Below are 26,995 nucleotides of genomic sequence, written 5' to 3'. Positions count from 1 at the left end.
GCAATTGAACCAGATGACGGCACATCCGGGCAACGCTGCGGCGCTCGGCCCTGGCGATCAACCCATGATCGACCCATTCGGCCGGGCGATCACCTATCTGCGCGTCTCGGTGACGGACAGGTGCGATTTTCGCTGCACCTACTGCATGGCCGAGAACATGACGTTTCTGCCGAAAAAGGACCTTCTTACGCTGGAGGAGCTTGACCGGCTGTGCACCGCCTTCATCGAAAAAGGCGTGCGCAAGCTGCGGCTGACGGGCGGGGAGCCGCTGGTTCGCAAGAACATCATGCAGCTCATCCGCGATCTCTCCCGACATCTTGAGACCGGTGCGCTGGACGAACTGACGCTGACGACCAATGGCTCGCAGCTGCCGCGCTTTGCCGAGGAACTCGCCGCCTGCGGCGTCAGACGCATCAACGTTTCACTGGATACGCTCGATCCCGCCAAGTTTCGCGAGATTACCCGCTGGGGCGATCTTGCCCGCGTCATGCAGGGCATCGAGGCCGCGCAGGCCGCGGGCATTCACGTCAAGATCAACGCCGTCGCGCTCAAGGGTTTCAACGATCACGAAATCCCCGAGATGATTCGCTGGGCCCACGGGCGCGGGATGGACATGACGGTGATCGAGACGATGCCCATGGGCGAGATCGAGGAAGACCGAACCGACCGATACATGCCGCTCTCGCTGCTGCGGGCTGAACTTGCGAAGCAGTTCACGCTCGTCGACATTCCCTACAAGACTGGCGGACCGGCACGCTATGTCGAAATATCCGAAACGGGCGGACGTCTCGGCTTCATCACGCCGATGACCCATAATTTCTGCGAAAGCTGCAATCGTGTTCGCCTGACCTGCACGGGCACGCTCTACATGTGCCTCGGCCAGGACGACGCGGCCGATCTGCGCGCGCCGCTGCGCGCCTCGGAAGGCAACGAACTGGTCTCCAATGCCATAGACGAGGCGATCGGGCGCAAGCCGAAGGGCCATGATTTCATCATCGATCGCCGGCACAACCGACCTGCCGTATCGCGCCATATGAGCGTTACGGGCGGCTGAGGCCGAGGTGCGGGCTCCGGGCTCCATCCGCTGATGGCGCGGCGCTGGCGCATCGCCCGACGGGTGCTTGTGATCGCCGCCATCGCAGTCGCTGCGATCATCATCATGGGTCCGCGCATCGAAACCGATACGACCATCCGTTTCGACCCGGCCACGATCGGACCGGATGTCGAAACCTACCTGCAGCGCCGTGAGGGGCAATTTGCAGATCTGCGCGCGGGCTTGCAGAAACAGATCGTCTGGGCCGACCCGGCCACGAAAGCGCGCACGGCACTTTCCATCGTCTACGTTCACGGCTTTTCCGCATCGCCGGGCGAACTGCGCCCCCTGCCCGACCAGGTCGCCGCGGGGTTGGATGCGAACCTCTTCTTCACCCGGCTGGCCGGCCACGGACGATCCGGCGATGCGCTGGGCGAAGCAAGTGTCAACCAATGGATCAACGACCTGGCTGAAGCCGTTGAAATCGGACGCCGATTGGGTGACCGCGTGGTTCTCGTTGGCACATCGACCGGCGCCTCGCTCGTCACATGGGGCGCGGCCCAGCCGGCGTTGATGGCCGATGTCGTCGGCGCGGTGCTCATCTCGCCGAATTTCGGCGTCCAGGCGCCCGGCTCGTTCATTCTCACCCAGCCATGGGGCGGACATATCGCGGAGTGGCTGACCGGGCCCCGGCGCGGTTTCACCCCGCGCAACGATCTTCACGCCCGGTTCTGGACGAGCGACTATCCCACGCGCGCATTGCTCCCGATGGCCGCCCTCGTCGAACTGGCCAACGACGCCGAGATCCACAACATCCAGATCCCCGCCCTTTTCGTCTATTCTTCCGAGGACAGGATCGTACGGCCCGACAGGACCGAGGCGGTCGCTGCGCGCTGGGGCGCTGCCACGCAGACATTGCTCGTTGGCGAGAATGGCGATGCGTCGAATCACGTCATCGCAGGCGATGCGCTTTCCCCGGAGACGACAGACTCTCTGGCGCGCGCGATCGTCGACTACCTGCGCGCCGTCGCCTCACCGGGCGGCGCCGGTCGTGCGTCCCTGGAGAACAGATAGACGGCCAAGCCGATGGCAAGCAGCAGCGCGTAAAATCCGAACAGCGTCGAATAGCCCGCTGTCGGGTCCGACGGCACGCTTCCGGCAAGAAACACCGGCCCGGTGATGAACTGGATGACGCCGGCGCCGCCGATCGAAAAGAAGTTCATCAAGGTCACGCCACGCCCTGTCAGGTGGGCCGGGAAGAACGCGCGGGCATGCGCCATCAGGACCCCGTAGCCCATTCCGAACAGCCCGATGACCAGGAGCGCCGCCACCGCCATCGCAAATAGCGGCATCGGTACGAGCCAGAGCATCATGAGGGCTGCCAGGCTGAAGAGGCTGCCGCCGAAAGCCACCCATTTTCGCGTCCTGAAGAATGTGTCGAGCGGGCCATAGGCGAAGCTGCCGACAACCATGGCGATCGCCATGAAGAAGGTGACGTTGCCGATCGCCAGTGCGTTGGCCCCGAAGACGTCGGCGAGATAGGGGCCGGCCCACAGCCCGCGGATCGTCGCCGCCGGAGCGTAGTTCACCGCGGTCAACGGGATGATCGCCCAGAGAACCGGCATCTTCAAAAGCTCGATGTAGCCGGCAAGCCCCGTCGCGCCTGCCCCGTCCTCCAGCTGTTCGGGATCACGAACGAGAAAGAAGATGCCCGCGGCGACCACGAGGCTGGCCAGTGCCAGTCCGAACATCGATCCGCGCCAGCCAAATGCATCGACCGAGGCCGCCAGTGGCGCTGCGCCCAGCACGTTGCCGGCGTTGCCGAACGCAATGAACCAGGAGGCGAGCGCAGCAAACCTCAGCGGCGAATAGGTACGCGCGAAAATGAACAGCGAGGCCATCAGCAGCGGAGAGCAGCCAATGCCGATCAGGGCCATGGCGAGGACAATGATCTCTGGCCTCCAGGCGACAGCAAAAAGCAGCGCCCCGCCCCCGCCGCCGAATGCCAGGAGGATCGAGGCCGTGCGACGCGGGCCGAACCGGTCGAGCGACATGCCGACGATGAACTGCATGGCTGCGAAGGCAACGAACCAGATGCCCGAGGCCAGCGAGAACTGGGCGTTGGTCATGCCGAGTTCGTCGGCCAGCGTCGGCGTCATCACAGCCAGGAACGATCGGTAGAACTGCGAGAGGACATAAGACAGAGCGAGCGTGATCAGTCCGGCCATGGCAGAAATCCGTCGAGATGGGCTGGAGCCGCGCCATCGTGGCAGCGCGAAGCGAACGAAGAAAAGCGGCCGCAGCCACCATTTTTCTGTGTCATCATTTGTCCGGGTTGGCAATCGCGTGGTCGCAAGCGTCCGATGCAGCGCCAAGACATGGTACGGGCGGCGGGACTCGAACCCGCACGGCCTGCGGCCTCAGGATTTTAAGTCCTGTGTGTCTACCATTCCACCACGCCCGCCCGTCCGCAAACTCAATATCTCGCCGCTGCCGCCGAGGAAACCCCCGCCCGCCGATGCCGAACGTCTTGCATCTGGCGGCGATCGCATCTTGTCCCCTGCCTCGGCGATCTTTAGGCGGGTATCCATCCGATCACCTGAACTGGACCCGGCCCTTGCATCAGACCATCGGCGAACTCGTCGGCCTCATCGCGCTTCTTCTTTGCATCGCGGCCTTTGCCAGCAAGGACGATGACCGCTTGCTGACCATCCTGATCGCGGCCAACGTCGCCTTTGCGGTCCAGTTCGCAGCGTTCGGAGCCTTCGTCGCCTCCGCCATATCGGCCGTCATCATTCTGCGGATCGTGCTTGCGCGTCGGTTCCCTGGGAGCAGAACGGCCACTGGGGCCATCCTCGTCCTGACCGCCGCCGTGGCGGCCCTGACATGGTCCAGCCCGATCGACATCTTCCCGTTGACGGCCGGTCTCATCGGCACTTACGCCATGTTCATGCTGAGGGGGATTCCGATGCGGCTCGGGCTCGCCGCGGCCGCAACCTGCTGGGCCATAACGAATTTCCTTGCCGGTTCGATGGGTGCGCTGGCGGCGGAGACCCTTGTCCTTGCCACCAATGTCGTGACCATCGTGCGGCTCGCCCGCGAAAAGCCGGCCTGAGCCTTATGAAGCTCGACCGTCAGAGCAGACCAAGGATGTCGAAACCCGTCTTCGCATCGGCCATCGGCCTTGCCCTCGGCCTCATCGTCTTCAACGACATTGGCCTCGGGATCATCATCGCCATAGTCCTTGGTGTTGCGGTCACGCTCGTTCTGCCTGACCGGTAGGAGCGGCACGCCCCTCGCCGCTTGCCTTTGGCAGCGGCAAAGCCGATGACTAGCCAATTCGCCGCAGTGACATCATAGAGCGGCTGAGGGATAGGAGGCGATGCGGACCGACTGGAACCATCTCGAGAAGCGGGCACGGCAGGCGATCTTCATCGTCCTTCTGGCCTATCTCATGGCGTTCCAGGGCGCGGTGTCCCTGCACGCCCGCACGGCCATGGCCGCCTCCGGCGACGAGCTGGCCGAAATCATCTGCTCGAAGTTTGGCACCAGCGATCGCAAGCAGGATCATCCGCTCAAGGATCTCACCCACGATTGCTGCGCCCTCCTCTGTCAGTCAGCCGGGGGCATTGCCCATGCGCTGGCGCCGCAATCGCTTGTCTACACGCATGTTCATCAGGACCCGGCCTTACGGGTCTTCTGGACGCATTCGACGCGAGATCCACCCCCTTCGCCCATCCTGCACGCCGAAGCGCGCGCGCCTCCCTTCTTCGTTGCATGACACCTGAACACCGGACCACGACACCGAGGTCCGGCGAGCTTTCTGCATGCAAACGGAGATTTTCATCATGCACGTTTTTTCGCTCATCCGCGCGGCCGTCGCTGCCTGCGCCATCACTGCCACGTCCCTTATCGTTGCCCTTCCGGCCAACGCGCATGACTACACCGTTGGCGACATCGCCATCGGCCACCCATGGACGCGCGCAACTCCGCCATCGGCGACCATCGGGGGTGGCTATCTGACGCTGGACAATGGCGGCGCAACGACCGACCGTCTCGTCGGCGGTTCATCGCCGGTGGCCGAACGGGTCGAAATCCATACGATGGAGATCGACGGAGGCGTCATGAAGATGCGCAAGCTGGCCGACGGCGTCGAAATTCCGGCTGGCGAAACCGTCGATCTTGCCCCAGGTGGCCTGCACATCATGCTGATCGGGCTCAAGCAGCCGATCGCGGAAGGCGACATGGTCCCCGTCACGCTGGAATTCGAGCAGGGCGGATCGGTCGAAGTCGAGTTCGCCGCAGGCCCGGTCGGCGCCCCTGCGCCGGATGGTGGGCATGGCATGGAACACGACCACGGCGAAATGGACGGCGGCGACGCTCAGTCCGACGATCACTCCGGTCACTGACCGGGTATTTTGCGCTGGGCATCCCTTGGAACGCCCAGCGCTCTCTGCTGTGCATCTGGCGCTGCGACGGCCGGCACTGCTTCCCTCGGCGGCTGCAATGCCGACAACGTGCCACGCACCTTCATTCGATCGATAGCGGCAAGTCTTCGACGCTTTCGTCCAAAATCACCGAGTAACGAAACGATTGCTTAAAGCACAATCTTTAAGTGTGCGCCCGTTCAACGGGCAAGCCGAATGAATCGTTGCTTTCAAATGATCAAGGCATTCGCCGGCGCACGCGGCGGGAATTTCGCGGTCCACTTCGCTCTTGCGGTCCCATTGCTGCTCGCCTGCGCCACGCTTGCCGTCGACTATTCGCGTGCGCTGACGGCGAAGAGCCACGCAACGGATGCGGCCGACGCGGCAACGCTGGCCGCCGCCTCGCAGCTCGCGCGCGGTGAGATCGAACGCAAGGAAGCGCGCCAACTCGCCAAGACCTACTTTCTTGCCCAGATCTCGCAGAGCCCCGACATTGCACAGGACACCATCGATGCGGCGCCGCCAAAGGTCGAAATCATGGTCGATGAGGAAGGCGGCGCAAAAAACGTGGAGGTGCGCCTCACCGCATCCGGGCGTGTGGCCACCACATTCTGGCATCTCGGCAATGGCGGCCTCGACTATTCGATCGCCCGCTCATCGGTGAGCGCCAGCGAGACCAGCAGCGCGTTGTCGCTTGCGCTGGCGCTCGACCAGTCCGGCTCCATGGCTCAGTGCACCCTGCATCGCGACCAATTGGGTCATCTGAACCTGTCTGAAATGCTGGTCATCTATTTCGGGAGCAGTTGGGACGGCGACTTCGTCACCGTCCAGAATGCGGGCTTCTGCGCCGCGCGCAGCGTTCCGACACGCATGGTGACCTTGAAGCAGGCGGTCGCCAATCTCGGCGTGCAATTGACCGAAGCCGATCCGGAACAGATGTTCGTACGGACCGGCGCGATCTCCTATGCGGAAGACTTCAAGGCCATGGAACCGATGCACTGGGGCACGCAGCGCACCGTCGGGTTTGTCTCGCGCCTGAACGCCGGCGGCAATACCGGCTCGTCCGAAGCCTTCGCGAAGGCATACAATGCCCTGATGCGGGACCAGGAGATATTCGCCCACCGCGAACGCAACGGACAGGAACCGGCCCGCGCGATCCTTTTCATGACGGATGGCGAGAACAATCTTGACGGAGAGGATGAGGCGACGCTGCGCACCTGCGAGGGCGCGCGCGAGGATGGCGTCGTCATCTACAGCGTGGCCTTCGAGGCACCCCCCAAGGGCCAGTCCCTGCTCCGCGCCTGCGCCGGGAAGGCGGAAAACTATTTTGAAGCCGCCAACGCGTCCGAACTCATCTCGGCCTTCAACGAGATCGGCACGAAGGCAGCGGACCTCATGGTTCGGGTCGCTCGATAGAGGTTGCGCGCTGACGCTTCAGGCATTTTCGGGCGGCGCTCCCTCGCGCATGACCTCGCTTTCCTCGGCGAAAAGCGCGGCCAGCGGCATGCCGAAATGTTTCTGCGCCGTCTCCTCCGGGTCGAGCACGACAGGGTCGAGCGGTGCTTCACAGCCGTTGAGATAAAGAAGGGCCGCCGCCTCGTATCCGACGGTCGAGCGGATGATCAGAAAGAGCCGGGAGGACGATCCCTTGCCTTGCTCGATGGTGAAGCGATAGCGGGCGCGGCCGATCGCGCTTTGCTGCTCGATCACGGCAATGCGCTGGTCGAGCGTCAACGTTCCCGCGCATCGCGGCGCCGCGACGGCGTTCTGGCCAGCCCCGATCAGGAGCAGCAAAGCAAAAAGCCCCGCCGCAATGCGGGGCCGTTGCCGGCTTGACTGGAGCAGCGACACAACCATCGCCGCAAGGATGCCCCGATCACGCCGCCAAGCCAACCGGACTTTCGGTCGGCCTGACGGGCGAAAAGGTCAGGCCGCCAATTTCGCGGCGACCTTGGCGACGTGGTCACCCTGATAGCGCGCCCCCTCCAGTTCGACGGCCGAAGGCTGGCGCGATCCGTCCCCGCCCGCAATGGTGCTGGCACCGTAGGGCGAGCCACCTTTCATCTCGTCGACACCCATCTGACCCTTGAACGCATAGGGCAAACCGACGATCACCAGGCCGAGATGCAGCAGAACCGAATGGAAGCTGGTGATCGTCGTCTCCTGGCCGCCGTGCTGGGTCGCCGTCGAGGTGAACACAGAGCCGACCTTGCCGACCAGCTTGTCTTCCGCCCACAGGGCGCCGGTCTGGTCCAGAAAGTTCTTCATCTGCGAGGCCATGTTGCCGTAGCGGGTCGGCGTGCCGAAGATCACCGCGTCATAGTCCGCCAATTCTTCAGGTTTGGCGACCGGCGCGTCCTGGTCGAGCTTGTAGTGGGCGTTCCTGGCCACCTCATCGGGCACGAGTTCGGGAACGCGCTTGATGGTCACCTCGGCGCCGGCGCCCCGCGCACCCTCGGCGACGGCTTTCGCCATCGTTTCGATGTGTCCCCAGCTCGAATAGTAAAGCACCAGTATCTTTGCCATCAGCGATTTCTCCGTGTTGCTTGAATTGCCAACCGACCTTTGCAATCTATGCCCGCACAGATAGGCGTTTCGGCGTTCAGGGAAAGAGAACGGATGCTCTACGCATTGTTCACAATCCCGGCGCCATGAGATCGGAAAGCGGCAATGACGGAGCAACAGGTAACCGCGGGCATGCTCGCCATCGGCGACGAGCTGCTGTCCGGCCGCACCAAGGATCGCAACATCGGTTTCCTGGCCGAGATGCTGACCGCCGCCGGCATCGACCTTCTGGAGGTGCGGATCGTCGCGGATGACGAGACCGCGATCGTCGAGGCGCTGAATGCGCTGCGCGCGCGCTACACCTATGTCTTCACCTCCGGCGGCATCGGTCCGACCCATGACGACATCACCGCGGATGCGGTGGCTACCGCTTTCGGCGTTGCCTGCGAACACGACGCCAAGGCCATGAAATTGCTTGGGGATCACTATGCGGGCCGCGACATGGAGTTCACCGAGGCACGCAAGCGCATGGCCCGTATGCCGGTCGGCGCGGTTCACATCGACAATCCTGTCTCCAAGGCGCCCGGCTTCATCATCGGCAATGTCCATGTCATGGCCGGCGTTCCGTCGGTCTTCCAGGCCATGGTCAATCAGGTCATCGGCACCCTGAAAACGGGCGCACGGCTTCATTCCGACAGCGTCGTCTGCCCGCATGGCGAGGGCGACATCGGCGGGCCGCTCGGCGAAATCCAGAAGAACCACCGTGATGTCGTGATCGGGTCGTATCCACGCTTCGACGGGCGCAAATTCTCCACCGAGATCGTCATGCGCAGCCGCGATGAGGGCGCCATCGCGGCGGCGAAGAGCGATGTCGAGGCCATGATCGCGGCGATCGCGGCCCGGTGAGGCTACCCGCTTTGCCTTGCACGCCGGCGACTATCCGGTTAAGCGCCTGCAACGCCAGAAAAGCCGGAGAGCCCATCGATGTCCCTGCCCGACAAAGCCTTCCCCGTATCCTGGGATCAATTCCACCGCGATGCGCGCGCCCTTGCCTGGCGCCTGTCCGACAACGGATCGAAATGGAAGGCGATCGTCTGCATCACCCGCGGCGGTCTGGTGCCGGCCGCCATCATCGCCCGCGAACTCGGCATCCGGCTGATCGAGACCGTCTGCGTCGCCTCCTATCATGACTACACGAGCCAGGGCGAAATGGAGGTGCTCAAGCGGGTCAACGAAGATCTGCTCGAGCATGACGGCGAGGACATCCTGATCGTCGACGACCTGACCGATACGGGCAAGACGGCAGCCATCGTGCGGGCCATGTTGCCCAAGGCGCACTTCGCCACCGTCTATGCCAAACCAAAGGGCCGTCCGCTCGTCGACAGTTTCGTCACCGAGGTGAGCCAGGACACCTGGATCTATTTCCCATGGGATCTTGGCTTTTCCTACGTCGAGCCGATCGCGAAGGACCACAAGGGCTGATCCGCCGGCTGCGACGGCGCATCGCCGCGAACCCTGCCTGAAGAGCCGGAGTCGACGGCGGCCAAGTTCTGCGACATTCTGTCACCCAAGCGGTGCGCCGGTGCGCGATGACCTGCGCTCGGCTTTCTGCTGGCGGAAAGGAACGGGCCATGCGGTGCTTCGCAGTTCTCGGGCCGGTCGGGGCCGGAAAGACAACGCTTGTCGCGCGGCTCGCCGCGATCGACGGGGCCGGCCAGCGCGCCGAGACGCGAAATGGCTTCGCCCTCACCACGCTCGGCTTCATGGACGATGCCTGGTGCGCCATTGACTGCCCCGGCGATATCGAAGCCCTTCCCGATGCACGCGCGGCGCTCCTTGCCTGCGACGCGGCCCTTGTCGTCGTACCGCCCGATCCGGACGCGGCCGTTCTGGCGGCGCCATTTCTCAGGGCGTTCGAAGTGGCCGGCACCCCATGTCTGGTCTTCGTCAATCGCATCGACGAGGCACGCGGCCGGCTGCGCGACATCGTTGCAGCATTGCAGGCCTATTCTGGCCACCCGCTCGTGCTGCGTCAGATGCCGCTGCGCGAGGACGGGCGGATCGTCGGCTCGGTCGACCTCGTTTCGGAACGGGCATGGCGTTATCGAGAAGGCGGCCCGTCCACCCTCGTGGAGGTGCCGGACAGCGCTCTTGCCCGCGAGCAAGAGGCCCGGACCGAGATGCTGGAGCATTTGTCGGAATTCGATGATGGCCTGCTCGAAGAGATCATCGAGGATCGCACACCGGCTATCGGCGGGCTTTATTCCCTCTGCGCGAAAGTTCTGGGTGAAAACCGCGCGACTCCGGTCCTGATCGGTTCGGCGCTTCGTGGCGCGGGTGTCATCCGGCTTTTCAAGGCACTGCGGCACGAAACGCCGGGACCGGATGTCCTGCGCGCAAGACTTGCGCAAACAGCGTCGGCCGGCAAGGTCGCGCCGCTCGGCGTGTCCTTTCACGCCCAGCATCGCCGCCATATCGGCAAGGCGACGTTCATTCGCGCGCTTGGCGAGGGAATCGCGGCAGGCAGCCAACTCGGCGGCGGCGGGATCGGCGCCCTTGTCGACATCGGCCTGGACAAGAAGGTGACGCCTCCGCTTCCGGTGGGCGGCGTCGCGGTTGCGCTCAAGTCGGATCATCTCGCCGCCCCGCGCCTCCTCTTGGCCACGCAGAGCACCTACGCACCGGCCTTCGCGCTTTCGCCGATGCCCATGTTCGCACGCCGGATAACCTGCGAGAACGCCCGAGACGACGCCAAGCTGTCTCTTGCGCTGGCACGCATCGCCGAGGACGATCCGGGCTGTGCCGTTTCCCAGGACGAGGCGAGCGGCGCCGCCTTGTTGCGGGTTCAAGGACCGATGCATCTTCGCCGCGTCATCGCCGCTCTCGCCGACGAGTTCGGCGTCAACGCCACCGATGGACCGCCCGACGGTATCTGGCGCGAGACGATGACGCAGCCTGCCACCGTCCACTACCGCCACAAGAAACAGACCGGCGGCTCGGGCCAGTTCGCCGACGTGCGCATCTCGGTCAGGCCAAATGCTCGGGGAGCGGGGTTCACCTTCGAGGAGACCGTCAAGGGCGGCGCCGTGCCGCGCAATTACATCCCGTCCGTCGAAGCAGGCGCGCGCGATGCCCTGTCGCGCGGCCCGCTCGGCTTCCCCGTGATCGATGTCGCCGTCACGCTGACCGACGGTCAGCACCACGCGGTCGACAGTTCCGATTTCGCCTTCCGCGCCGCCGGCCGAGCCGCCGTGACGCAGGCGCTTTCGGAGGGCACGCCGGCGCTGCTGCAGCCGATCCACGAGATCACGATTCATGCGCCCTCCGTCTTCAGCGGCGCGCTTGTCGCGCTTGCCGGCACACTGCGCGGCAGGGTGCTCGGCTTTGACCGCGACCCACAATCGCGCGGATGGGACGTATTTCGGGCCCAGCTCCCGGCTGCGACGCTGGAGGAACTGGCGCAGTCGCTGCGATCGGCGACCCAGGGTGTCGGCTGGTTCGAGAGCCGATTCGATCATCTCGAAGAAGTCTACGGCCGCGAGGCGGACCGTGTCGTGGCCGCCCGCGCCGAACACGCCTGAACCTTGATATCAGGCGTAGGGAAGGCCGGGATGAGCCCGGCCTTCCTGTCCAAGGTTTGCTCCACCTCGCCTACATTTGCTGCATCTTGCCGATCGACCAGAAGAACGTCTCACCGGAGGACTCTTCGACACCGTCATTGTCGGTGATGACATAGCCTTCCCCTGCGGCATCGACGGCAAAGCCCTCGACCTTGTCGACGACATAGCCGTTGAAGCCTGCAAGGTCCGGGAGGAAGTCGTGGACCTCTTCCTTTTCGACAACCGGCAGTTCGCCACCGATCTCGGCTGCCTGCATGTCGCTGACCGCAACGCGGTACAGTTTCTTCAATCTGGCAGCCGCGCCGATCTGGTTGTCACGCTCGACGATATAGATGTGATCGCCCGAATGCGTGATCTCCGAAAGGCCAACCCAGCCCGCCTCACCCGGTGTCTCGAGCGGGTAGTGCACCGCGCCCCACGTCTCGCTCTGCGGATCATAGGACAGCAGCTTGACCATCCCGTCGGGATCATCGCCCCATTCGCGCTGAATGGCGACCCAGAGCACGCCGTCAATCATCGTGATGCCTTCCGCGCCGGAACGCGTCGCGCCCTTGAGCAGCGCTTCGGGCATCGTCACTTCGCGCTGGATCGCTCCCTTGGCATCGACATGGTAGAGCGCATGCGGAATGCCAGCTTCGGCGTCGCCTTCATTGGCGACCCAGAAACCACCCTCGCCATCGGCCACGATGCCTTCCATGTCCATGTTCTCCGCCGGCTCCCCGTCGCGCGTCACGCGGATCGCGCCGGTGATCGCGGCGGGGGTGACTGCCGCGTCGATCGTGAAGATCGTCGGCTGTGCGGAGTAGAAGGAGTCGTTGACGGCGAAGAGCTGACCGGGGTTGGCGGGGTCTGCGGTCAGGCCGGACATCGCGCCCCAGCCAAGCGGCGCGCCGTCCGCGTTTGTCGACGAAGTGATCGTCGGATAGGCGGCATCACCCTCACCCAGTTCGAAGATCATGACGTGGGACCGCGCGCCGCCATCCTCGACGAAGTCTTCCTCGTTTGCGGTGACGAGAAGGTTGCGAGCGGGGATCGCGACCGCCGATTCCGGTCCAACGCCCGATGGCAACAGCTGCACGAACTGCGGATCGCCATCGGTGACGCGGTAAACGCCGACGGCGGAGCCGCGTTCCGACATGACGAAGATGTACTGGCTGTCGCCAAACGCCGCGACCTCCATGCCCTCGGGCTCGATGCCCTTGGCGTCCGAACGCCCTTCGGGATAGTGGCCGGCGCGGATCAGTTCGTACTCGAAGCCGTTGCCGGATTCGAATAGCACCTCACCGGCATCGCTCATGATCGTGAAGCTGCGCGATCCGCCCTTGTAGTCGCCTTCGTTGGCGATGGCGAAACGATCCGTATCGAGCCACTGCAAGGCGTCGGGCTCGCGCGGGATGTCGGTTTGACTGTCGGCGAAAGTCAACTTGCCGTCCTCGGCCGTGTCGACGCCGTCAAGGCTCACCGTTCCGGCGGAGAAATCTGCCAATATCGCCCCATCCTCGCCGTTGATGACGACGATATGGTTGTTCTCCTGCAAGGTGACGGCCAGTTCATTCGCTTCATTGAAGTCGACGAATTCAGGCTCGGGATCCTCAGGCGCAACGTCAGACAGACCGGTCAGGTCGACCCGCATCAGCGCGTCGCAATCCGGCATTCCCTGCCGGAGCGGCAGAATCGCGACGTATCCCGCCGGCTCCTGGGGAATTTCGCCGTCGTTCAGGTCTTCGTCACGCTCGTTCTCGATGGCGATGGCAACAAGCGAGCCGTCGGGCGAGACGGCGGTCGAGTCGGGCTGGCCGCCGAGATCGCACGTCGCCTCGATCCTGCGGCTTTCCACATCGATCACGGCAAGATGCCCTGATGGCTCGGTAAAGCTTTTGGACGTGTTGACCCCTGCCAACACTTTTCCGGCAACGAATGACACCGCCGTCGGCTCGCCCGCCTCCATGGCAACATATCCGGCGGGCTTCGGCATGCGCGGATCGGAAATATCGATCAGGCCGATGCCGCCGCCGGGGCTGTCGGAATAGATGATCGTCATTCCGTCGTCGCTGGCAGTGATGATCTCCGAGGAGGTGGGGTCGCCGGCGTTCTCCGTCTTGTTTTCGGCAACGGGAAAGGAAGCGATGCGATTGAAGGTTTGGCTGGATTGCGCCTGCGCGACGCTGCAGCCGACCAGGGTCGCTGCCAGCATTCCGGCCGTCAGTTTCGATGTCATGTCGAGAGCCCTCCATTGGGATCATTGTCTGAATTACCTGATCGTGATGGCGCTTTCGCATGACAGAGCGATGACAGCGGGCATCGCCGCCCGCATGCCGGGCCAACGGCCGAAAACGACGCGCGGGGGGTGGATTTGGCAGACTGTTGAACCAGGTGATTGGTCCAAGGGCAGCCGTCACGCTGTCGCCTGCACGTTATGGAAGGAAGCGACCATGCCCACCACCGTCAGCATCCTGGAAACCCAGGACGTCACGCACAACGTCAAGCGCCTGCGGGTCGAAAAGCCGGACGGCTTCACGTTCCAGCCCGGCCAGGCGACGGAGGTCAGCGTGGACAAGGATGGCTGGCGGGAGGAGAAGCGGCCGTTCACCTTCACCGCCCTGCCCGATTGGGACGATCTCGAATTCACCATCAAGATCTATCCCGGCCATGACGGCGTCACCGATCAGATAGGTAAGCTTCAGGCCGGCGATCGCCTCATCCTCGACGATGCGTGGGGCACGATCACCTACAAGGGGCCCGGCGTCTTCATCGCGGGAGGGGCCGGCGTCACGCCGTTCATCGCCATCCTGCGCGACCTTGAGAAGAAGGGCGCGCTCGACGGCCACACGCTGATTTTCTCCAACCAGCGGGAGCGCGACATCATCCTGCGGTCCGAATTCGAATCGATGCGCGGGCTCGCCTGCGTGTTCACCACCACGAAGGAAGACGTCGAGGGGCTGGAGCACGGCAAGGTCGACCGTGCCTTTCTCGCCAAGCACGTCAAGGATTTCGACCAGCGGTTCTATGTTTGCGGTCCCGATGCGATGGTGGACGACATCAAGGCGCAGCTTGAAGAACTCGGCGCCGACGCCGACGGGCTCGTATTCGAGCAATAAGGGCGGGCTGTGAATTCCTGCGGGCAAATTCTTGCAGTTGAATCACTGGCAAGCCCTAATCGACAGGCCATTGCTCTATCCCCATTATCCACCCTTCCCGCCCACAACATCTGGTATTCACAAATCTGACAGAGACCACCCCTTGACCGGATCGGCGAGTCGGCGTCTATTGATCGACAGGCCGCGACGAGCGGTCGGCCGGGATGTGAAACCGGCGAAAAATCAATTCAGTAAAGCGTTCAAACCCGTTCCGGCGGCGCGCTTGTCGTGCGTTCGGATGGTGGTTTTCCCATGGCTTGACGGGGGTAGCCGTTTCATACGGCAAGGGCTGGTGGAAAGCGGGGTTTAACACTATATTTAGTGTTGCCAGCGACCATCGACACAACATACGGTTTGACGGGATAACGATTCCAATCACGACCGATATTCGAGGGCCGGCTGCGCCATGACAATGCGCCGCCGGGAGAGCACAATTCGTGCCTGCGGCGGACCATTTTTAGGCAGGCACAACGCACAAGGACGACGGCAATGCGCATCGAGCGGCGGTTCACCGAAGCGGGACAATCAGCCTATGCGGCGATCGAGTTCCGCAAGGCGGTGAGCGAGATCAAGAACCCGGACGGCTCCGTCGTTTTCCGGCTGGACGACATCGACGTGCCGGCCCAGTTTTCCCAGGTCGCGGCCGATATCCTGGCACAGAAATATTTCCGCAAGGCCGGCGTGCCGGCGCGCCTGAAAAAGGTCGAGGAAAACGACGTCCCGTCCTTCCTCTGGCGCTCCGTCGCCGACGAGAAGGCGCTGGCCGATCTGCCCGAGGACGAGCGCTACGGCTCGGAGACCGACGCGCGCCAGGTCTTCACGCGTCTTGCCGGCACGTGGACCTATTGGGGCTGGAAGGGCGGCTATTTCGACAGCGAGGAAGACGCGGCCGCCTTCATGGACGAACTCGCCTACATGCTGGCCACCCAGCGCGTCGCGCCGAATTCGCCACAGTGGTTCAACACCGGGCTTTTCTGGGCTTATGGCATCGATGGTCCCGGCCAGGGCCACTACTATGTCGATCCCTTCACCAAGAAGCTGGTGCAGTCCCAGTCGGCCTATGAGCATCCCCAGCCGCATGCCTGCTTCATCCAGTCGGTCGAGGACGATCTCGTCAACGAGAACGGCATCATGGACCTTTGGGTCCGCGAGGCGCGTCTGTTCAAATACGGCTCGGGCACGGGGTCCAACTTCTCCCATCTCAGGGGCGAAGGCGAGAGGCTTTCGGGCGGCGGCAAGTCGTCGGGCCTCATGAGCTTCCTCAAGATCGGCGACCGCGCGGCAGGCGCGATCAAGTCCGGCGGCACGACGCGCCGTGCGGCCAAGATGGTCGTCGTCGACATCGACCATCCGGACATCGAGGCTTATATCGACTGGAAGGTGAAGGAGGAGCAGAAGGTCGCCGCCCTCGTCACTGGCTCCAAGATCGTCGCCAAGCATCTCAAGACGATCATGAAGGCATGCATCAACTGCGAGGCCGAGAACGGCGAGTGCTTCGATCCCAAGGTGAACCCGGCGCTCAAGCGCGCCATCAAGGATGCCAAGCGCGACGCCGTGCCGGAGAACTACGTCAAGCGCGTCATCCAGTTCGCGCGGCAGGGCTACACCGACCTCGACTTCAAGACCTATGACACGGACTGGGATTCGGAAGCCTATCTCACCGTTTCCGGCCAGAACTCCAACAATTCCGTTTCCATCAAGGATGATTTCCTGCGTGCCGTCGAAGCCGATGGCGACTGGAACCTGACGGCGCGCAAGGACGGCCGCACGATCAAGACGCTCAAGGCACGCGACCTTTGGGAAAAGATCGGCGAGGCTGCATGGGCGTCGGCCGACCCGGGCCTGCATTTCAACACGACGATGAACGACTGGCACACCTGCGTTTCCGCCGGTGCGATCCGGGCCTCCAACCCGTGCTCGGAGTACATGTTCCTCGACGACACGGCCTGCAATCTGGCTTCGCTGAACCTCCTGCAGTTCAAGGACCCGGCAACCAAGAACATCGACATCGCGGCCTATGAGCATGCGGTCCGGCTGTGGACCATGGTGCTCGAGATCTCGGTCATGATGGCGCAGTTCCCCTCGCGCCAGATCGCGGAACTCTCCTACAAGTACCGCACGCTCGGCCTCGGCTACGCCAATATTGGCGGCCTGTTGATGACCTCGGGCATCCCCTACGATTCCAAGGAGGGCCGCGCGATCTGCGGCGCGCTGACGGCGATCATGACGGGCGTCGCCTATGCCACCTCGGCGGAGATGGCGGGCGAGCTCGGCCCCTTCCCGGGCTACAAGGCCAATCGCGACCACATGCTGCGCGTCATGCGCAACCATCGCCGCGCCGCCCATGGCGAGAGCGAGGGCTACGAGGCCCTCTCGGTCAATCCGGTGCCGCTCGCCCATGGCGAATGCCCCGATTCCGCGCTCGTCGCCCATGCCACCGCGGCTTGGGACAAAGCGGTCGCGCTCGGCGAGAAGCACGGCTATCGCAATGCCCAGGCCACCGTCATCGCGCCGACCGGCACGATCGGCCTCGTCATGGATTGCGACACGACCGGCATCGAGCCCGACTTCGCTCTTGTGAAGTTCAAGAAGCTCGCCGGCGGCGGCTATTTCAAGATCATCAACCGCGCCGTGCCCGAGGCGCTGCGCACGCTCGGCTACACCGAAGCGCAGATCGCCGAGATCGAGGCCTATGCGGTCGGCCACGGCAATCTCAACCAGGCGCCGTCGATCAACCCGACCAGCCTCAGGGCCAAGGGCTTCGGCGACGACAAGATCGCTGCGCTCAATGGCGCGCTGAAAAGCGCATTCGACATCAAGTTCGCGTTCAACCAATGGACGCTTGGCGCTGATTTCCTTAAGGAAACGCTCGGTGTCAGTGATGAGCAGATGAACGATTTCTCGTTCAATCTCCTCGAGCATCTCGGCTTTTCGAGGAAAGACATCGAAGCCGCCAACATCCATGTCTGCGGTGCGATGACGCTGGAAGGCGCGCCGTTCCTGAAGGACGAGCACCTGCCGGTCTTCGACTGCGCCAATCCCTGCGGCAAGATCGGCAAGCGCTATCTCTCTGTCGAAAGCCACATCCTGATGATGGCGGCGGCCCAGCCCTTCATCTCCGGTGCCATCTCCAAGACGATCAACATGCCGAACGAGGCGACCGTCGAGGACTGCAAGAGCGCCTACATGCTCTCGTGGAAGCTGGCGCTGAAAGCCAACGCGCTCTACCGTGACGGCTCCAAGCTCTCCCAGCCGCTCAACGCCTCGCTGATCGAGGACGATGAGGCGGAAGAGGACGATGCCGTCGAGGCGATCATCCAGGCGCCGGCCGCCGAGCGCGCCGTGGCTATCACCGAGAAGGTCGTCGAGCGGGTCATCGAGCGGCTTTACCGCGACCGCGAGAAGCTGCCGAACCGCCGCAAGGGCTACACCCAGAAAGCTGTCGTCGGCGGCCACAAGGTCTATCTGAGGACCGGCGAATTCGACGATGGGCGCCTCGGCGAGATCTTCATCGACATGCACAAGGAAGGCGCCGCCTTCCGCGCCATGATGAACAATTTCGCCATCGCCATCTCGCTCGGCCTTCAATACGGCGTCCCGCTGGAGGAGTATGTCGAGGCGTTCACCTTCACCAAGTTCGAGCCGGCCGGCATGGTCCAGGGCAACGACGCGATCAAGAACGCGACGTCGATCCTCGACTACGTCTTCCGTGAACTGGCCGTCTCCTATCTCGCCCGCCACGACCTTGCCCATGTCGATACGTCCGATTTCGGCAACACGGCTCTCGGCAAGGGCGTCAAGGAAGGCAAGGCGCAGGCCATCTCGACCGGCCTGACACGCGGCCACAAGCTGACCATCGTGCCGGCCGACGCGGTGCGCACCAGCGGTGATCCCAAGGGCGCGGCCACCCCTGCCCCGGCAAGGACCGCAGCCGCGCCAACGGCTGCCCTTTCCAACGTCACGGCGTTCTCCGGCAGCAAGCAGCCGGCTCCCGCCGGCACGGTCCGCTCCAGCGTCACCATGGCATCGGGCGCGGCCACCGCCTTCAAGCGCGACTACGAGGAAAAGCCCGACGATCTCAACGCCGGCGTCATCGCAAACGACCCGGCGACCGAGCTCTTCTCCGACCGCGCCGAGGAGGAGGCCGCCAGGGCCAAGGCCGACGCCAAGAAGCTGGCCGCCGACCGCCGCGCCAAATCCATGATGCAGGGCTACACCGGTAATTCCTGCCCGGAATGCCAGAACTTCACCATGGTGCGGAACGGAACCTGCGAGAAGTGCGACACCTGCGGCGCGACGAGCGGGTGCAGCTGAACCGTTGACGGCGCCTTTACGCGCCACGGCATAGGGGTCACAACACCATCCGGCTGCTGGAAGCGGCCGGATGGTTTCTGTTTAAATCCGTCCGATAGTCTGGCGCCGGGTCGCCTTTAGCTTTACCCCCCGATCCTGCCCCATTGCCCTTGCCCCGCCCTCGGCGCACAATGCGACTTCAGTGGGGGCGGCATGTCTGGCGGGACACGGGCATGAAGCGCATCGCCATCTTCTGCGACGGCACCTGGAACCGGCTTTCGGCCGAGCAGCCCACAAATGTGGTGCTGGCGGCGCAATCGGTGCTTCCAGCCGACGAGACGGGCACGACGCAGCTCGCGTTCTATTCAGAGGGGGTCGGCACCACCTATCTGGTCAACCGCACGATAGAGACGGCACTGGCCGGCGCCTTCGGCTGGGGCCTTTTCGACAAGATCGCCGAGGCTTATCGTTTTCTTGCCTTCAACTGGCGTCCGGGCGACGAGATCTTCATCTTCGGGTTTTCGCGCGGCGCGTTCACCGCCCGCTCGCTCGCCGGCCTCATCCGCAAATGCGGCATCATTCCCAAGGCGCGCGCCAGCCAGATCGCCGCCGCCTTCGCATTCTACAAGAACCATGCGATCCATCCCGACGACCCCGAGGCGCAGCAGTTCAGGCTGCGCCATTCGCCCGAGACGGTGATGAAGAGCGCCGAGCGCAGCTTTCGCGAGGATCGCGGCGATCCGGGCAATGCGGCCGATCGGCCGCTCTTTTCCATACGCTATGTCGGGGTCTGGGACACGGTCGGGGCGCTCGGCGTGCCACGCCACACCCTTTTCGAGATGATCGTCAACACGGCGCGGCGCTATCAGTTTCACGATACGCAATTGTCCTCGATCGTCGAGGCGGCCCGTCATGCCGTCGCGATCGACGAGGACAGGCGCAGCTTCGAGCCGGCGCTTTGGGACAATCTGGACGAACTCAACGCCGCCTCCGGCCATCACGGCCACTACCAGCAGCTCTGGTTCCCCGGCGATCACGGCGCGGTCGGTGGCGGTAGCGATGTCTCCGGGTTGTCGCATGCGGCCCTCTTGTGGGTCATCGACGGCGCCGAGCGGATGGGCCTGCGCTTCGATGCCGAGCGGCTCGGCGGCTTTCGCGCCGCAACCGATCCCTTCGCCCCGCTGACGGGCCGCACGAAGCGGAATTGGCTCGGCCAGGTCTACCGGCGCGCCCCGCGCCAGGGGCCGTCGGACAGACAGGCCCTTTCCGACACGACGCTGAAGCGGCTCGCGGGGCCGGCCGACGATCCATCCTGGGAACCCTACCGTCCGGCCGCGCTGAGGAAACTGCTTGACCTGCCGGCCAGCGGCTGATGTCTGCGCCATGGCGTGGTACCCGGCAACGCCCCAAGGGCGCCATGTCATGCAACGCTCAGGAGACCTCGCTTCATGACATCCAGCCAATTGCGCATCATCGCCGTCCTTGCCGGTCTCCTTGGCGCGGCGGGCGTTGCGCTCGCAGCGGCGGCCTCGCATGGCAGCGACGCACGTCTCATGGCATCCGCCGCGGCCATGTGCCTTGCCCATGCGCCCGCGCTGCTGGCGCTCGGTGCGCTTAGCGATCGCCTCCGCCTCGCCTTCCCATCCGGGCTGCTCCTTGCCGCTGGAACTCTGCTTTTTGCCGCGGACCTCGTTCTCAGAAGCCGCGTGGGAACCGGTGTCTTCCCAATGGCCGCGCCGGCTGGCGGCATGGGGATGATCGCTGGCTGGATCTTAGTCAGCCTTGGCGGTCTCCTCGGACCCGGCCAACGGCCCGGCCGCACCTGAGCGCTCGATCAGCCCATCACCGCCCCACCATCTCCGTCATTCCTGTGCTTGTCACAGGAATCCATACCGTCAAGCGCCCCGCAGCAAGGCTTCTTCGGCAGAACCACCCGAGCCGATGGGGGAAGACGCGCCGCCTGTATTCATCCCTCCTTTTCCCCGCCCCTCGAACTCGTGGCATACTCACCCCGTCCTTTCCGGCTGGAAGTATTCGCGAGACGTTCGGATGCGGGAAAGGACCGGCGCTTCCGGTTACAGCTAACGTGGCTGCGGCCCGGAGCCGGGCAAAAAAGGGCTCCCGCCGGCACTATGACCGGCTTTGACTGCGTGCTCATGCAAGTCGCTCGGGTTTTCGCGGGCCGACACCCGCCATGAACCCGGGTCGACGCAGAGAGCTTCGACCTGCCCGGAGAGGGGGAGACCCCTCGCAGAACGCTGAACGGAGCGCGAAACCCGCGCCATCTCCATCCAATCTGCATCACGGCACGGTCTTCGCGCTCCGTATCCAGATTGCCTGTTGCACCCACCGGGCGGCCAAGGCCGTGCCGGGCAGAAGGCGTGTGCGGGACCCGAACGGGCGAAGCCGCGGCATCGCGGCCCCCTCACCAGCAAAATCTAGCACTTGGCTTGCGCCAAGCGCTGATTTTGCAACCTCTCCCACAAGGGGAGAGGTAACACGAGGAGAGCGCAGCACCCAACCTCTCCCCTTTGTGGGAGAGGACGCGATTTCCTGGGCTTGGGCGAAGACCAAGTCCTTGGAAATCGCTGGTGAGGGGGTGAGGAACGATGACTGCAAATCTAAAATCACACCCCAATTTCAGTGACGAACGCCCGGAGCCATAGCGAAGGGCCGACATGCGATGACCGCAAATCTAAAATCGCACCGCGATTTCAGTGACGAACGCCCGCAGCCATAGCGAAGGGCAAGACCAAGGCTCCACGCGTAGAACGATTGCTATGAGAAAGGCAGCATTCCGCCCGCCAGGCTCAAGAGCGAGCCGCCCGGTCTCAGCGCGCGGCGAGGTCGGTGATCAGCTGCTGCATCATCGGGGTCTCGGGGTAGGAGAGCAGCCCGGCGATGCCGATGGCGATCCCGTAGGGGATGCCCTTTTGCTGGGTGGCGATGCGGTGGGTGAAATCGAAGCGGGTCGCCAGATACTGCACCCGGTCGGTGCGAAGCGACAGTATGAGAATCGTCAAGAGCCCGCCGAGAACGCTGGTCGTCAACAGAAAGGAAAGAAGGTCGGCGCTCAGCCCGAACCAGAGCGAAGCGGCGGTCAAGAGCTTCGCATCGCCGCCGCCCATCACGCCGGCCGCGAAAAGGCCGAAGCAGACGAGAAAGACCAGCGCCGCCGCCGCGCCATGCATCGCCATCACCGAACCTGCCATCCCGGTCGCCAGCGCCAGCCCGGCGAAGGCGGCGATCAGGATGAGCGACACCCGGTTGGGGATCGTCATCGTGAACATGTCCGACAGCGCGGCATAGGCCATGCAAAGGGGGAAGATAGTGAGTACAGTTGCCGCAAACAAACATTCACTCTCCAAAGGGGTGGGTCGCCCAACAATGGGCGACCCCTATAGCTTCATTGCTCCGTGCCAGCCGCCTTCTCCTGACTGAGGAACGACGAGATATTTTCAAACTGGGTATTCAAGCTTCCACCCAGAGTCGTCGCGCCACCAATGATCGCAACCGAAATAAGCGCGGCGATCAGGCCGTATTCAATGGCCGTCGCACCGGATTCGTCCTTCATGAACCGTGCAAAAAGAGTCTTCATGTCCTTAGCTCCTTGCTCCAACACTGATGTTCAGCACCTGCCGCCGACGTCTTGTCATGCGTCGATCGGATGGCGCCATATTTAGGCGAGGGCGCTTGAAAACAGCTTAATAAACAGGGTTACCGAAGTATTGTGCGGGGCTGTCCCGTTTTGTGGTTAAACAAAATGGAATTGATTGCTTACAGATTGAGAGATCGATGACGCAATGGCGGAGCCGGCCGGGCGGAGATGGCCTTAAGCCTTCATTCACCATTCTGCGCGATGGTCGTTCAAGCGGCACGCAGCCTCAATTCGCGCGCGCCGTGCGAATGGCGAAGGGGTGAAGACATGGTCCATCTGGCAAGTTGCGCGCTGAGATATGCGGCATCGCTCGCTTTCGCCGCGTTGCTTTGCGGCGCCGCGCCCGCTGCGGCCGACAGCGACATCCGCGTCATGATGGATCACGCGCGCATCCTGAAACTCGACCGCTCGGTCAGCAAGGTCATCATCGGCAATCCCGAGATTGCCGACGTCACCGTCAGCGATCCGCAGACCATCGTCCTGACCGGCCGTTCATTCGGTGCGACCAATCTCGTCATCATCGACGGCGCCGGCAACGCGCTGGTCGACGAGCGGGTCGTCGTCTCGCGCGACAATGCCGATACGCTGCGCGTCTACCGCAACACCGATCCCACGATGCTGACCTGTTCGCCCGGCTGCGAATCCACCGTGCGCAACGCGCCGGTCAACTAGCGCTTCGAACCGGCACTCGCCGCCGCACCGTTCGAAAATGACAATCGGTGCAATGCGAGCCATTGCCATTACGGATTGTAAAGGCGTTTTTCCTATTCTGCGGCCTGCATGAAGCAAGGCTGCGGGGTTTGATCAGATGAACGCCACCATGGGCAAGGGCCGTTCGGCGCGGGCGCGATCGCCGGCCGATCTCGTCGCCCGGTTTCGCCGCTCGCAGGACGGTGTCGCGGCGATCGAGTTCGCCATGCTGGCGATCCCGTTCTTCCTGCTGCTTTTCGCCATCATCGAATCCTGTGTCGCCTATGCCGCCGAGCAGGTGCTCGACAACGCCGTCGACACGCTCGGCCGCCAGCTGCGCACCGGGCAGATCACCTTCGACGATCCGGCAAGGTCGTCCTACATGGACGAAGCCGCCTTCCGCGATGCTTTCTGCGCCGAGATAGAGATCATGCTGGATTGTTCGGAAGACCGGCTTTATCTCGACGTGCGCGGCTTTCAGAATTTCTCGCAGATCCCGGTCGCCATTCCGCGCGTCGGCGATCGCCCCTATGGCGATCTCGACCGCACCGAGTTCGACTTCGCCCCGCTCGGCTCGGGCAAGATCAACATGGTGCGCGCCTATTACCGCTGGCAGATCATCACCGACCTGATCCGCCCTCACATCACCAACATCCGCCCGGCCGATGGGTCGATGCCGACCGACTATCTCATCGTCGGCACCGCCGCTTTCCAGAACGAGGAATACGGCAATGCGGTCGCGGCGGCGGGGAGCTGAGCGGATGCGCGAGACACGAAAAACTCCAGGCGGCATTCTTTCGCGCTTATGGCGCGACCGGCGCGGCGTTGGCGCCATCGAGTTCGCCTTCATCGCACCGGTCATGATCGTGCTCTACATCGGCGCGGTGGAAATGTCGGTCGCCATGTCGGTCAACAAGAAGCTCGCCCGCGCCACCAGCACCGTCGGCGACCTGATCACCCAGCGCAGCACGCTGGAAAAGTCCGACCTTCCGCCGATGGTCAATGTCGCCCAGTCCATCATGGCGCCCTATGACGTCGATCCGATCCAGTTGAAGCTGACCGGCATCGCCGTCGACGAGGACGGCGAAGCGACCATCGATTGGTCGTGGATGCCCGACAACGAGGGCGGGCGCCGCGCCTATGAGAATGGCGACGAGGTGGAGATACCGGACAGTCTGCGCATCGCCGGCGCCTTCTACGTGCGCAGCGAGATCGCCTATCGCCACGACATGATCACCTCGTTTCCGATCACCGGCAAGACGATGACCGCCATCGACATGGGCAAGACTTACCACTTGCGTCCGCGCCTCGGATCGGACCTGCCTTGCGATGGGTGCTGACCTTCGCTTAAGAGTCTTTCTTCCTCGGTTTCGAGGCTTGAGAGGCATTGCACCATGGCACGCGCGTTCCTGTTCGTTCTTGATTCCGTCGGCATTGGCGGTGCGCCCGACGCGCCGGCCTTCGGTGACGAGGGGGCCGACACGCTCGGTCACATCGCCGAGTTCTGTGCCTTCGGCGCCGGCGACCGGGCGGGCCTTCGCGAAGGGCCGCTTGAACTGCCCAACCTCACCGCGCTCGGCCTCGGACACGCCATGCGCCTTGCCCGCGGGTCGACGCCCGAGAGCCTGAAGACGCGCGACCGGCCGAAAGCGATCTATGGCGCGGCCAGCGAGGTTTCGCGCGGCAAGGACACCCCCTCCGGCCACTGGGAAATCGCCGGTGTGCCGGTCGACTTCGACTGGGGCTATTTCCCGCAGGAAGGCGAGGCCTTCTCCGCCGAGCTCGTCGCCGAGATTTGCGAGAAGGGCGACATTCCGGGCATTCTCGGCAATTGCCACGCATCGGGCACCGCGATCATCGAAGCCTTCGGTGAGGAGCACGTGCGAACGGGAAAGCCGATCTGCTACACCTCGTCCGACAGCGTCTTCCAGATCGCCGCCCACGAAACGCATTTCGGGCTCGACCGGCTCTATGCGCTCTGCGAGACGGTGCGCGCGATCGTCGATCCGCTCAATATCGGCCGCGTCATCGCCCGACCGTTCGTCGGCACCCGCTCGGACAATTTCGAGCGCACCGGCAATCGTCGCGATTATTCCGTGCTGCCGCCCGAGCCGACATTGCTCGACCGGGCAAAGGAGGCGGGTCGTGGCGTCCTGGCGGTCGGCAAGATCGGTGACATCTTCGCCCATCAGGGCGTCACCGACCTGCGCAAGGCGTCCGGCAACATGGCGCTTTTCGACAAGACGCTGGAAGCGATCGACGATGCGCAGGACGGCGATATCGTCTTCACCAATTTCGTCGATTTCGACATGCTCTACGGCCATCGCCGCGATGTGCCGGGCTACGCCGCCGCGCTGGAAGCCTTCGACGCCCGCCTGCCTGAGATCGACGAGAAGCTGAAGCCCGGCGATGTCGTGCTGATCACCGCCGATCATGGCTGCGACCCGACGTGGCGCGGCAGCGACCACACCCGCGAGCGGGTCCCGGTGCTGGCCTATGGGCCCGGCGTCTTCGCCCGTTCCATCGGCGTTCGCGACACGTTCGCTGACATCGGTGAAAGCATCGCCGCCCACCTCAGGCTGCCGCGCGGCAAGCACGGGCGGTCGTTCCTGTGACGGCGGCCATCGCGAAGGCCGAGCTTCATTGCCACATCGAAGGGGCAATCGTACCGTCGCTCGCCCGTGCTCAAGCGGATAAGTACGGTGTCGACATCAGCCCCTTCATTCGCGACGATCGATACGTCTGGGACGATTTCACCAGCTTCCTCGCCGCCTATGATGCAGCTGCCGGGCTGTTTCGCTGCGAGGAGGATTATGCGCTGCTCGCCGAGACCTATCTGCGCGAACTGGCCGAGGCCGGCGCGATCTACAGCGAGATCTTCGTTTCGCCCGACCATGCCCGCTCGGCCGGGCTGGCGCCCGAGGCCTATCTCGACGGCCTCGGCGCGGGCATGGAACGGGCGCGGGCAGCATATGGCATCGAAAGCCGCATGATCGTCGTCGGTGTCCGTCATTTCGGCGCTAACGCCGTCGCAGGCGCGGCACGCTTTGCCGCCACAAGGCCGCATCGCCTCGTCACCGGCTTCGGCATGGCGGGCGATGAGCGATCCGGCCGCGTTGCCGATTTCGCCGACGCCTTCGACATTGCCCGCGACGGCGGCCTCGCCATCACCATCCACGCCGGCGAACTTTGCGGTGCCGACAGCGTGCGCGATGCGCTCAATCACATACGCCCCGCGCGCATCGGCCACGGTGTGCGCGCCATCGAGGATCGCGCTTTGGTCGATCGTCTCGCCAAGGCCGGCACGGTGCTTGAGGTCTGCCCCGGCTCCAACATCGCGCTGAAGGTCTTTCCCGATTTCGAAAGCCATCCTTTCACGGCGCTCGCTCAAGCCGGCGTGCGGCTGACGCTCAATTCCGACGATCCGCCGTTCTTCCATACCTCGCTCGCCCGAGAGTACGAGACCGCATCGCGGCACTTCGGCCTGAACGACGATGCGCTGCGCGCCGTGACACGCACCGCGATCGAGGCCGCCTTCGTCGACGAGGAGACGCGCAGGACGCTCGTGACGCGGATCTGAAATCGTCTTGCTCGCGCCTTGTCGCGCTGCCGCCTTCTGTGGCTTAAGGAGG

At 63.8% G+C, this 26,995-nt stretch carries 25 protein-coding genes and 1 tRNA gene; 19 read left to right on the top strand and 7 right to left on the bottom strand.

Features of this window, described 5'->3' with window-relative positions; translation table 11 throughout:
- The first annotated feature begins 13 nt into the window (after positions 1 to 13).
- Together moaA and CN673_RS09440 are read left to right on the top strand one after the other, a co-directional pair.
- On the top strand, positions 14 to 1,054 hold the full coding sequence (gene moaA, locus CN673_RS09445; RefSeq protein ID WP_099865990.1) for a GTP 3',8-cyclase MoaA: 1,041 nt from the start codon (positions 14 to 16) through the stop codon (positions 1,052 to 1,054).
- 33 nt (positions 1,055 to 1,087) lie between these two features.
- Positions 1,088 to 2,107, top strand: a complete 1,020-nt coding sequence (locus tag CN673_RS09440) for an alpha/beta hydrolase (protein ID WP_245409842.1) — start codon at positions 1,088 to 1,090, stop codon at positions 2,105 to 2,107.
- On the opposite strand, the gene CN673_RS09435 is transcribed toward CN673_RS09440, so the two are convergent.
- Both CN673_RS09435 and CN673_RS09430 read right to left on the bottom strand, forming a co-directional pair.
- Complete coding sequence (locus CN673_RS09435) at positions 2,047 to 3,261, bottom strand: MFS transporter (RefSeq protein ID WP_099865989.1); 1,215 nt, start codon at positions 3,259 to 3,261, stop codon at positions 2,047 to 2,049. The genes CN673_RS09440 and CN673_RS09435 overlap by 61 nt on opposite strands.
- A 151-nt stretch (positions 3,262 to 3,412) precedes the next feature.
- Positions 3,413 to 3,497: transfer RNA gene (locus CN673_RS09430), tRNA-Leu, on the bottom strand.
- Between the two features lie 153 nt (positions 3,498 to 3,650).
- Here CN673_RS09430 and CN673_RS09425 point away from each other — a divergent pair.
- The 5 genes from CN673_RS09425 to CN673_RS09410 all read left to right on the top strand — a co-directional run bounded on the left by CN673_RS09425 (position 3,651) and on the right by CN673_RS09410 (position 6,876).
- Positions 3,651 to 4,148 (top strand): YgjV family protein, encoded by a 498-nt coding sequence (locus CN673_RS09425; protein ID WP_245409841.1) that lies wholly within the window; start codon positions 3,651 to 3,653, stop codon positions 4,146 to 4,148.
- A gap of 35 nt (positions 4,149 to 4,183) precedes the next feature.
- Positions 4,184 to 4,315, top strand: coding sequence for a hypothetical protein (locus CN673_RS21455; protein WP_280951172.1), 132 nt, complete (start codon positions 4,184 to 4,186; stop codon positions 4,313 to 4,315).
- A 100-nt stretch (positions 4,316 to 4,415) separates the two neighbouring features.
- Positions 4,416 to 4,814 carry a DUF2946 family protein gene (locus CN673_RS09420; RefSeq protein ID WP_099865987.1) on the top strand — a complete coding sequence of 133 codons (399 nt, stop codon included), beginning with the start codon at positions 4,416 to 4,418 and terminating at the stop codon, positions 4,812 to 4,814.
- 67 nt (positions 4,815 to 4,881) lie between these two features.
- Positions 4,882 to 5,442 carry a copper chaperone PCu(A)C gene (locus tag CN673_RS09415; RefSeq protein WP_099866132.1) on the top strand — a complete coding sequence of 187 codons (561 nt, stop codon included), beginning with the start codon at positions 4,882 to 4,884 and terminating at the stop codon, positions 5,440 to 5,442.
- A 252-nt stretch (positions 5,443 to 5,694) separates the two neighbouring features.
- A complete protein-coding gene (locus CN673_RS09410; protein WP_198585961.1) occupies positions 5,695 to 6,876 on the top strand; it encodes a vWA domain-containing protein in 1,182 nt (393 codons plus the stop codon).
- Between the two features lie 18 nt (positions 6,877 to 6,894).
- Here CN673_RS09410 and CN673_RS09405 read toward each other — a convergent pair whose 3' ends face one another.
- Together CN673_RS09405 and wrbA are read right to left on the bottom strand one after the other, a co-directional pair.
- Positions 6,895 to 7,353: a hypothetical protein gene (locus CN673_RS09405; RefSeq protein ID WP_157928847.1), complete on the bottom strand. Its 459-nt coding sequence runs from the start codon at positions 7,351 to 7,353 to the stop codon at positions 6,895 to 6,897.
- Between the two features lie 33 nt (positions 7,354 to 7,386).
- Positions 7,387 to 7,986 carry an NAD(P)H:quinone oxidoreductase gene (wrbA, locus tag CN673_RS09400; protein ID WP_099865984.1) on the bottom strand — a complete coding sequence of 200 codons (600 nt, stop codon included), beginning with the start codon at positions 7,984 to 7,986 and terminating at the stop codon, positions 7,387 to 7,389.
- 144 nt (positions 7,987 to 8,130) lie between these two features.
- On the opposite strand from wrbA, the gene CN673_RS09395 reads away from it, so the two are divergent.
- From CN673_RS09395 to CN673_RS09385, 3 genes are all read left to right on the top strand, one after another.
- Entirely contained in the window at positions 8,131 to 8,871 is a 741-nt protein-coding gene (locus CN673_RS09395) for a competence/damage-inducible protein A (RefSeq protein WP_099865983.1), read from the top strand.
- Positions 8,872 to 8,949: 78 nt separating this feature from the next.
- A complete protein-coding gene (gene gpt, locus CN673_RS09390; protein WP_099865982.1) occupies positions 8,950 to 9,447 on the top strand; it encodes a xanthine phosphoribosyltransferase in 498 nt (165 codons plus the stop codon).
- Between the two features lie 149 nt (positions 9,448 to 9,596).
- On the top strand, positions 9,597 to 11,546 hold the full coding sequence (locus CN673_RS09385) for an elongation factor G (RefSeq protein WP_099866131.1): 1,950 nt from the start codon (positions 9,597 to 9,599) through the stop codon (positions 11,544 to 11,546).
- A 70-nt stretch (positions 11,547 to 11,616) separates the two neighbouring features.
- Here CN673_RS09385 and CN673_RS09380 read toward each other — a convergent pair whose 3' ends face one another.
- Complete coding sequence (locus tag CN673_RS09380; protein WP_099865981.1) at positions 11,617 to 13,803, bottom strand: esterase-like activity of phytase family protein; 2,187 nt, start codon at positions 13,801 to 13,803, stop codon at positions 11,617 to 11,619.
- Between the two features lie 214 nt (positions 13,804 to 14,017).
- Here CN673_RS09380 and CN673_RS09375 point away from each other — a divergent pair, with 214 nt between their 5' ends.
- From CN673_RS09375 to CN673_RS09360, 4 genes are all read left to right on the top strand, one after another.
- Positions 14,018 to 14,683: a ferredoxin reductase domain-containing protein gene (locus CN673_RS09375; protein WP_099866130.1), complete on the top strand. Its 666-nt coding sequence runs from the start codon at positions 14,018 to 14,020 to the stop codon at positions 14,681 to 14,683.
- 528 nt (positions 14,684 to 15,211) lie between these two features.
- Positions 15,212 to 19,036: a vitamin B12-dependent ribonucleotide reductase gene (locus CN673_RS09370; protein ID WP_099865980.1), complete on the top strand. Its 3,825-nt coding sequence runs from the start codon at positions 15,212 to 15,214 to the stop codon at positions 19,034 to 19,036.
- A 212-nt stretch (positions 19,037 to 19,248) separates the two neighbouring features.
- Entirely contained in the window at positions 19,249 to 20,388 is a 1,140-nt protein-coding gene (locus CN673_RS09365) for a T6SS phospholipase effector Tle1-like catalytic domain-containing protein (RefSeq protein ID WP_157928846.1), read from the top strand.
- 75 nt (positions 20,389 to 20,463) lie between these two features.
- On the top strand, positions 20,464 to 20,841 hold the full coding sequence (locus CN673_RS09360; protein ID WP_099865978.1) for a DUF423 domain-containing protein: 378 nt from the start codon (positions 20,464 to 20,466) through the stop codon (positions 20,839 to 20,841).
- A 1,005-nt stretch (positions 20,842 to 21,846) separates the two neighbouring features.
- Here CN673_RS09360 and CN673_RS09355 read toward each other — a convergent pair.
- Positions 21,847 to 22,368 (bottom strand): A24 family peptidase, encoded by a 522-nt coding sequence (locus CN673_RS09355; RefSeq protein ID WP_099865977.1) that lies wholly within the window; start codon positions 22,366 to 22,368, stop codon positions 21,847 to 21,849.
- Between the two features lie 53 nt (positions 22,369 to 22,421).
- On the bottom strand, positions 22,422 to 22,613 hold the full coding sequence (locus tag CN673_RS09350; protein WP_099865976.1) for a Flp family type IVb pilin: 192 nt from the start codon (positions 22,611 to 22,613) through the stop codon (positions 22,422 to 22,424).
- Positions 22,614 to 22,940: 327 nt separating this feature from the next.
- On the opposite strand from CN673_RS09350, the gene CN673_RS09345 reads away from it, so the two are divergent.
- The 5 genes from CN673_RS09345 to CN673_RS09325 all read left to right on the top strand — a co-directional run bounded on the left by CN673_RS09345 (position 22,941) and on the right by CN673_RS09325 (position 26,943).
- Entirely contained in the window at positions 22,941 to 23,345 is a 405-nt protein-coding gene (locus tag CN673_RS09345; RefSeq protein ID WP_099866129.1) for a pilus assembly protein N-terminal domain-containing protein, read from the top strand.
- Positions 23,346 to 23,481: 136 nt separating this feature from the next.
- Entirely contained in the window at positions 23,482 to 24,120 is a 639-nt protein-coding gene (locus CN673_RS09340) for a TadE/TadG family type IV pilus assembly protein (protein ID WP_099865975.1), read from the top strand.
- Positions 24,121 to 24,124: 4 nt separating this feature from the next.
- Positions 24,125 to 24,703 (top strand): TadE/TadG family type IV pilus assembly protein, encoded by a 579-nt coding sequence (locus CN673_RS09335; RefSeq protein ID WP_157928845.1) that lies wholly within the window; start codon positions 24,125 to 24,127, stop codon positions 24,701 to 24,703.
- Between the two features lie 54 nt (positions 24,704 to 24,757).
- On the top strand, positions 24,758 to 25,978 hold the full coding sequence (locus CN673_RS09330; protein ID WP_099865973.1) for a phosphopentomutase: 1,221 nt from the start codon (positions 24,758 to 24,760) through the stop codon (positions 25,976 to 25,978).
- Positions 25,975 to 26,943, top strand: coding sequence for an adenosine deaminase (locus tag CN673_RS09325; protein WP_099865972.1), 969 nt, complete (start codon positions 25,975 to 25,977; stop codon positions 26,941 to 26,943). The genes CN673_RS09330 and CN673_RS09325 overlap by 4 nt, the downstream gene beginning before the upstream one ends.
- The last annotated feature ends 52 nt before the right edge of the window (positions 26,944 to 26,995 follow it).

The organism is Neopararhizobium haloflavum, from assembly GCF_002750855.1.
In the GTDB taxonomy this organism is placed as follows: Bacteria; Pseudomonadota; Alphaproteobacteria; order Rhizobiales; family Rhizobiaceae; genus Georhizobium; species Georhizobium haloflavum.
This window is presented reverse-complemented; position numbering and strand designations above follow the sequence as displayed.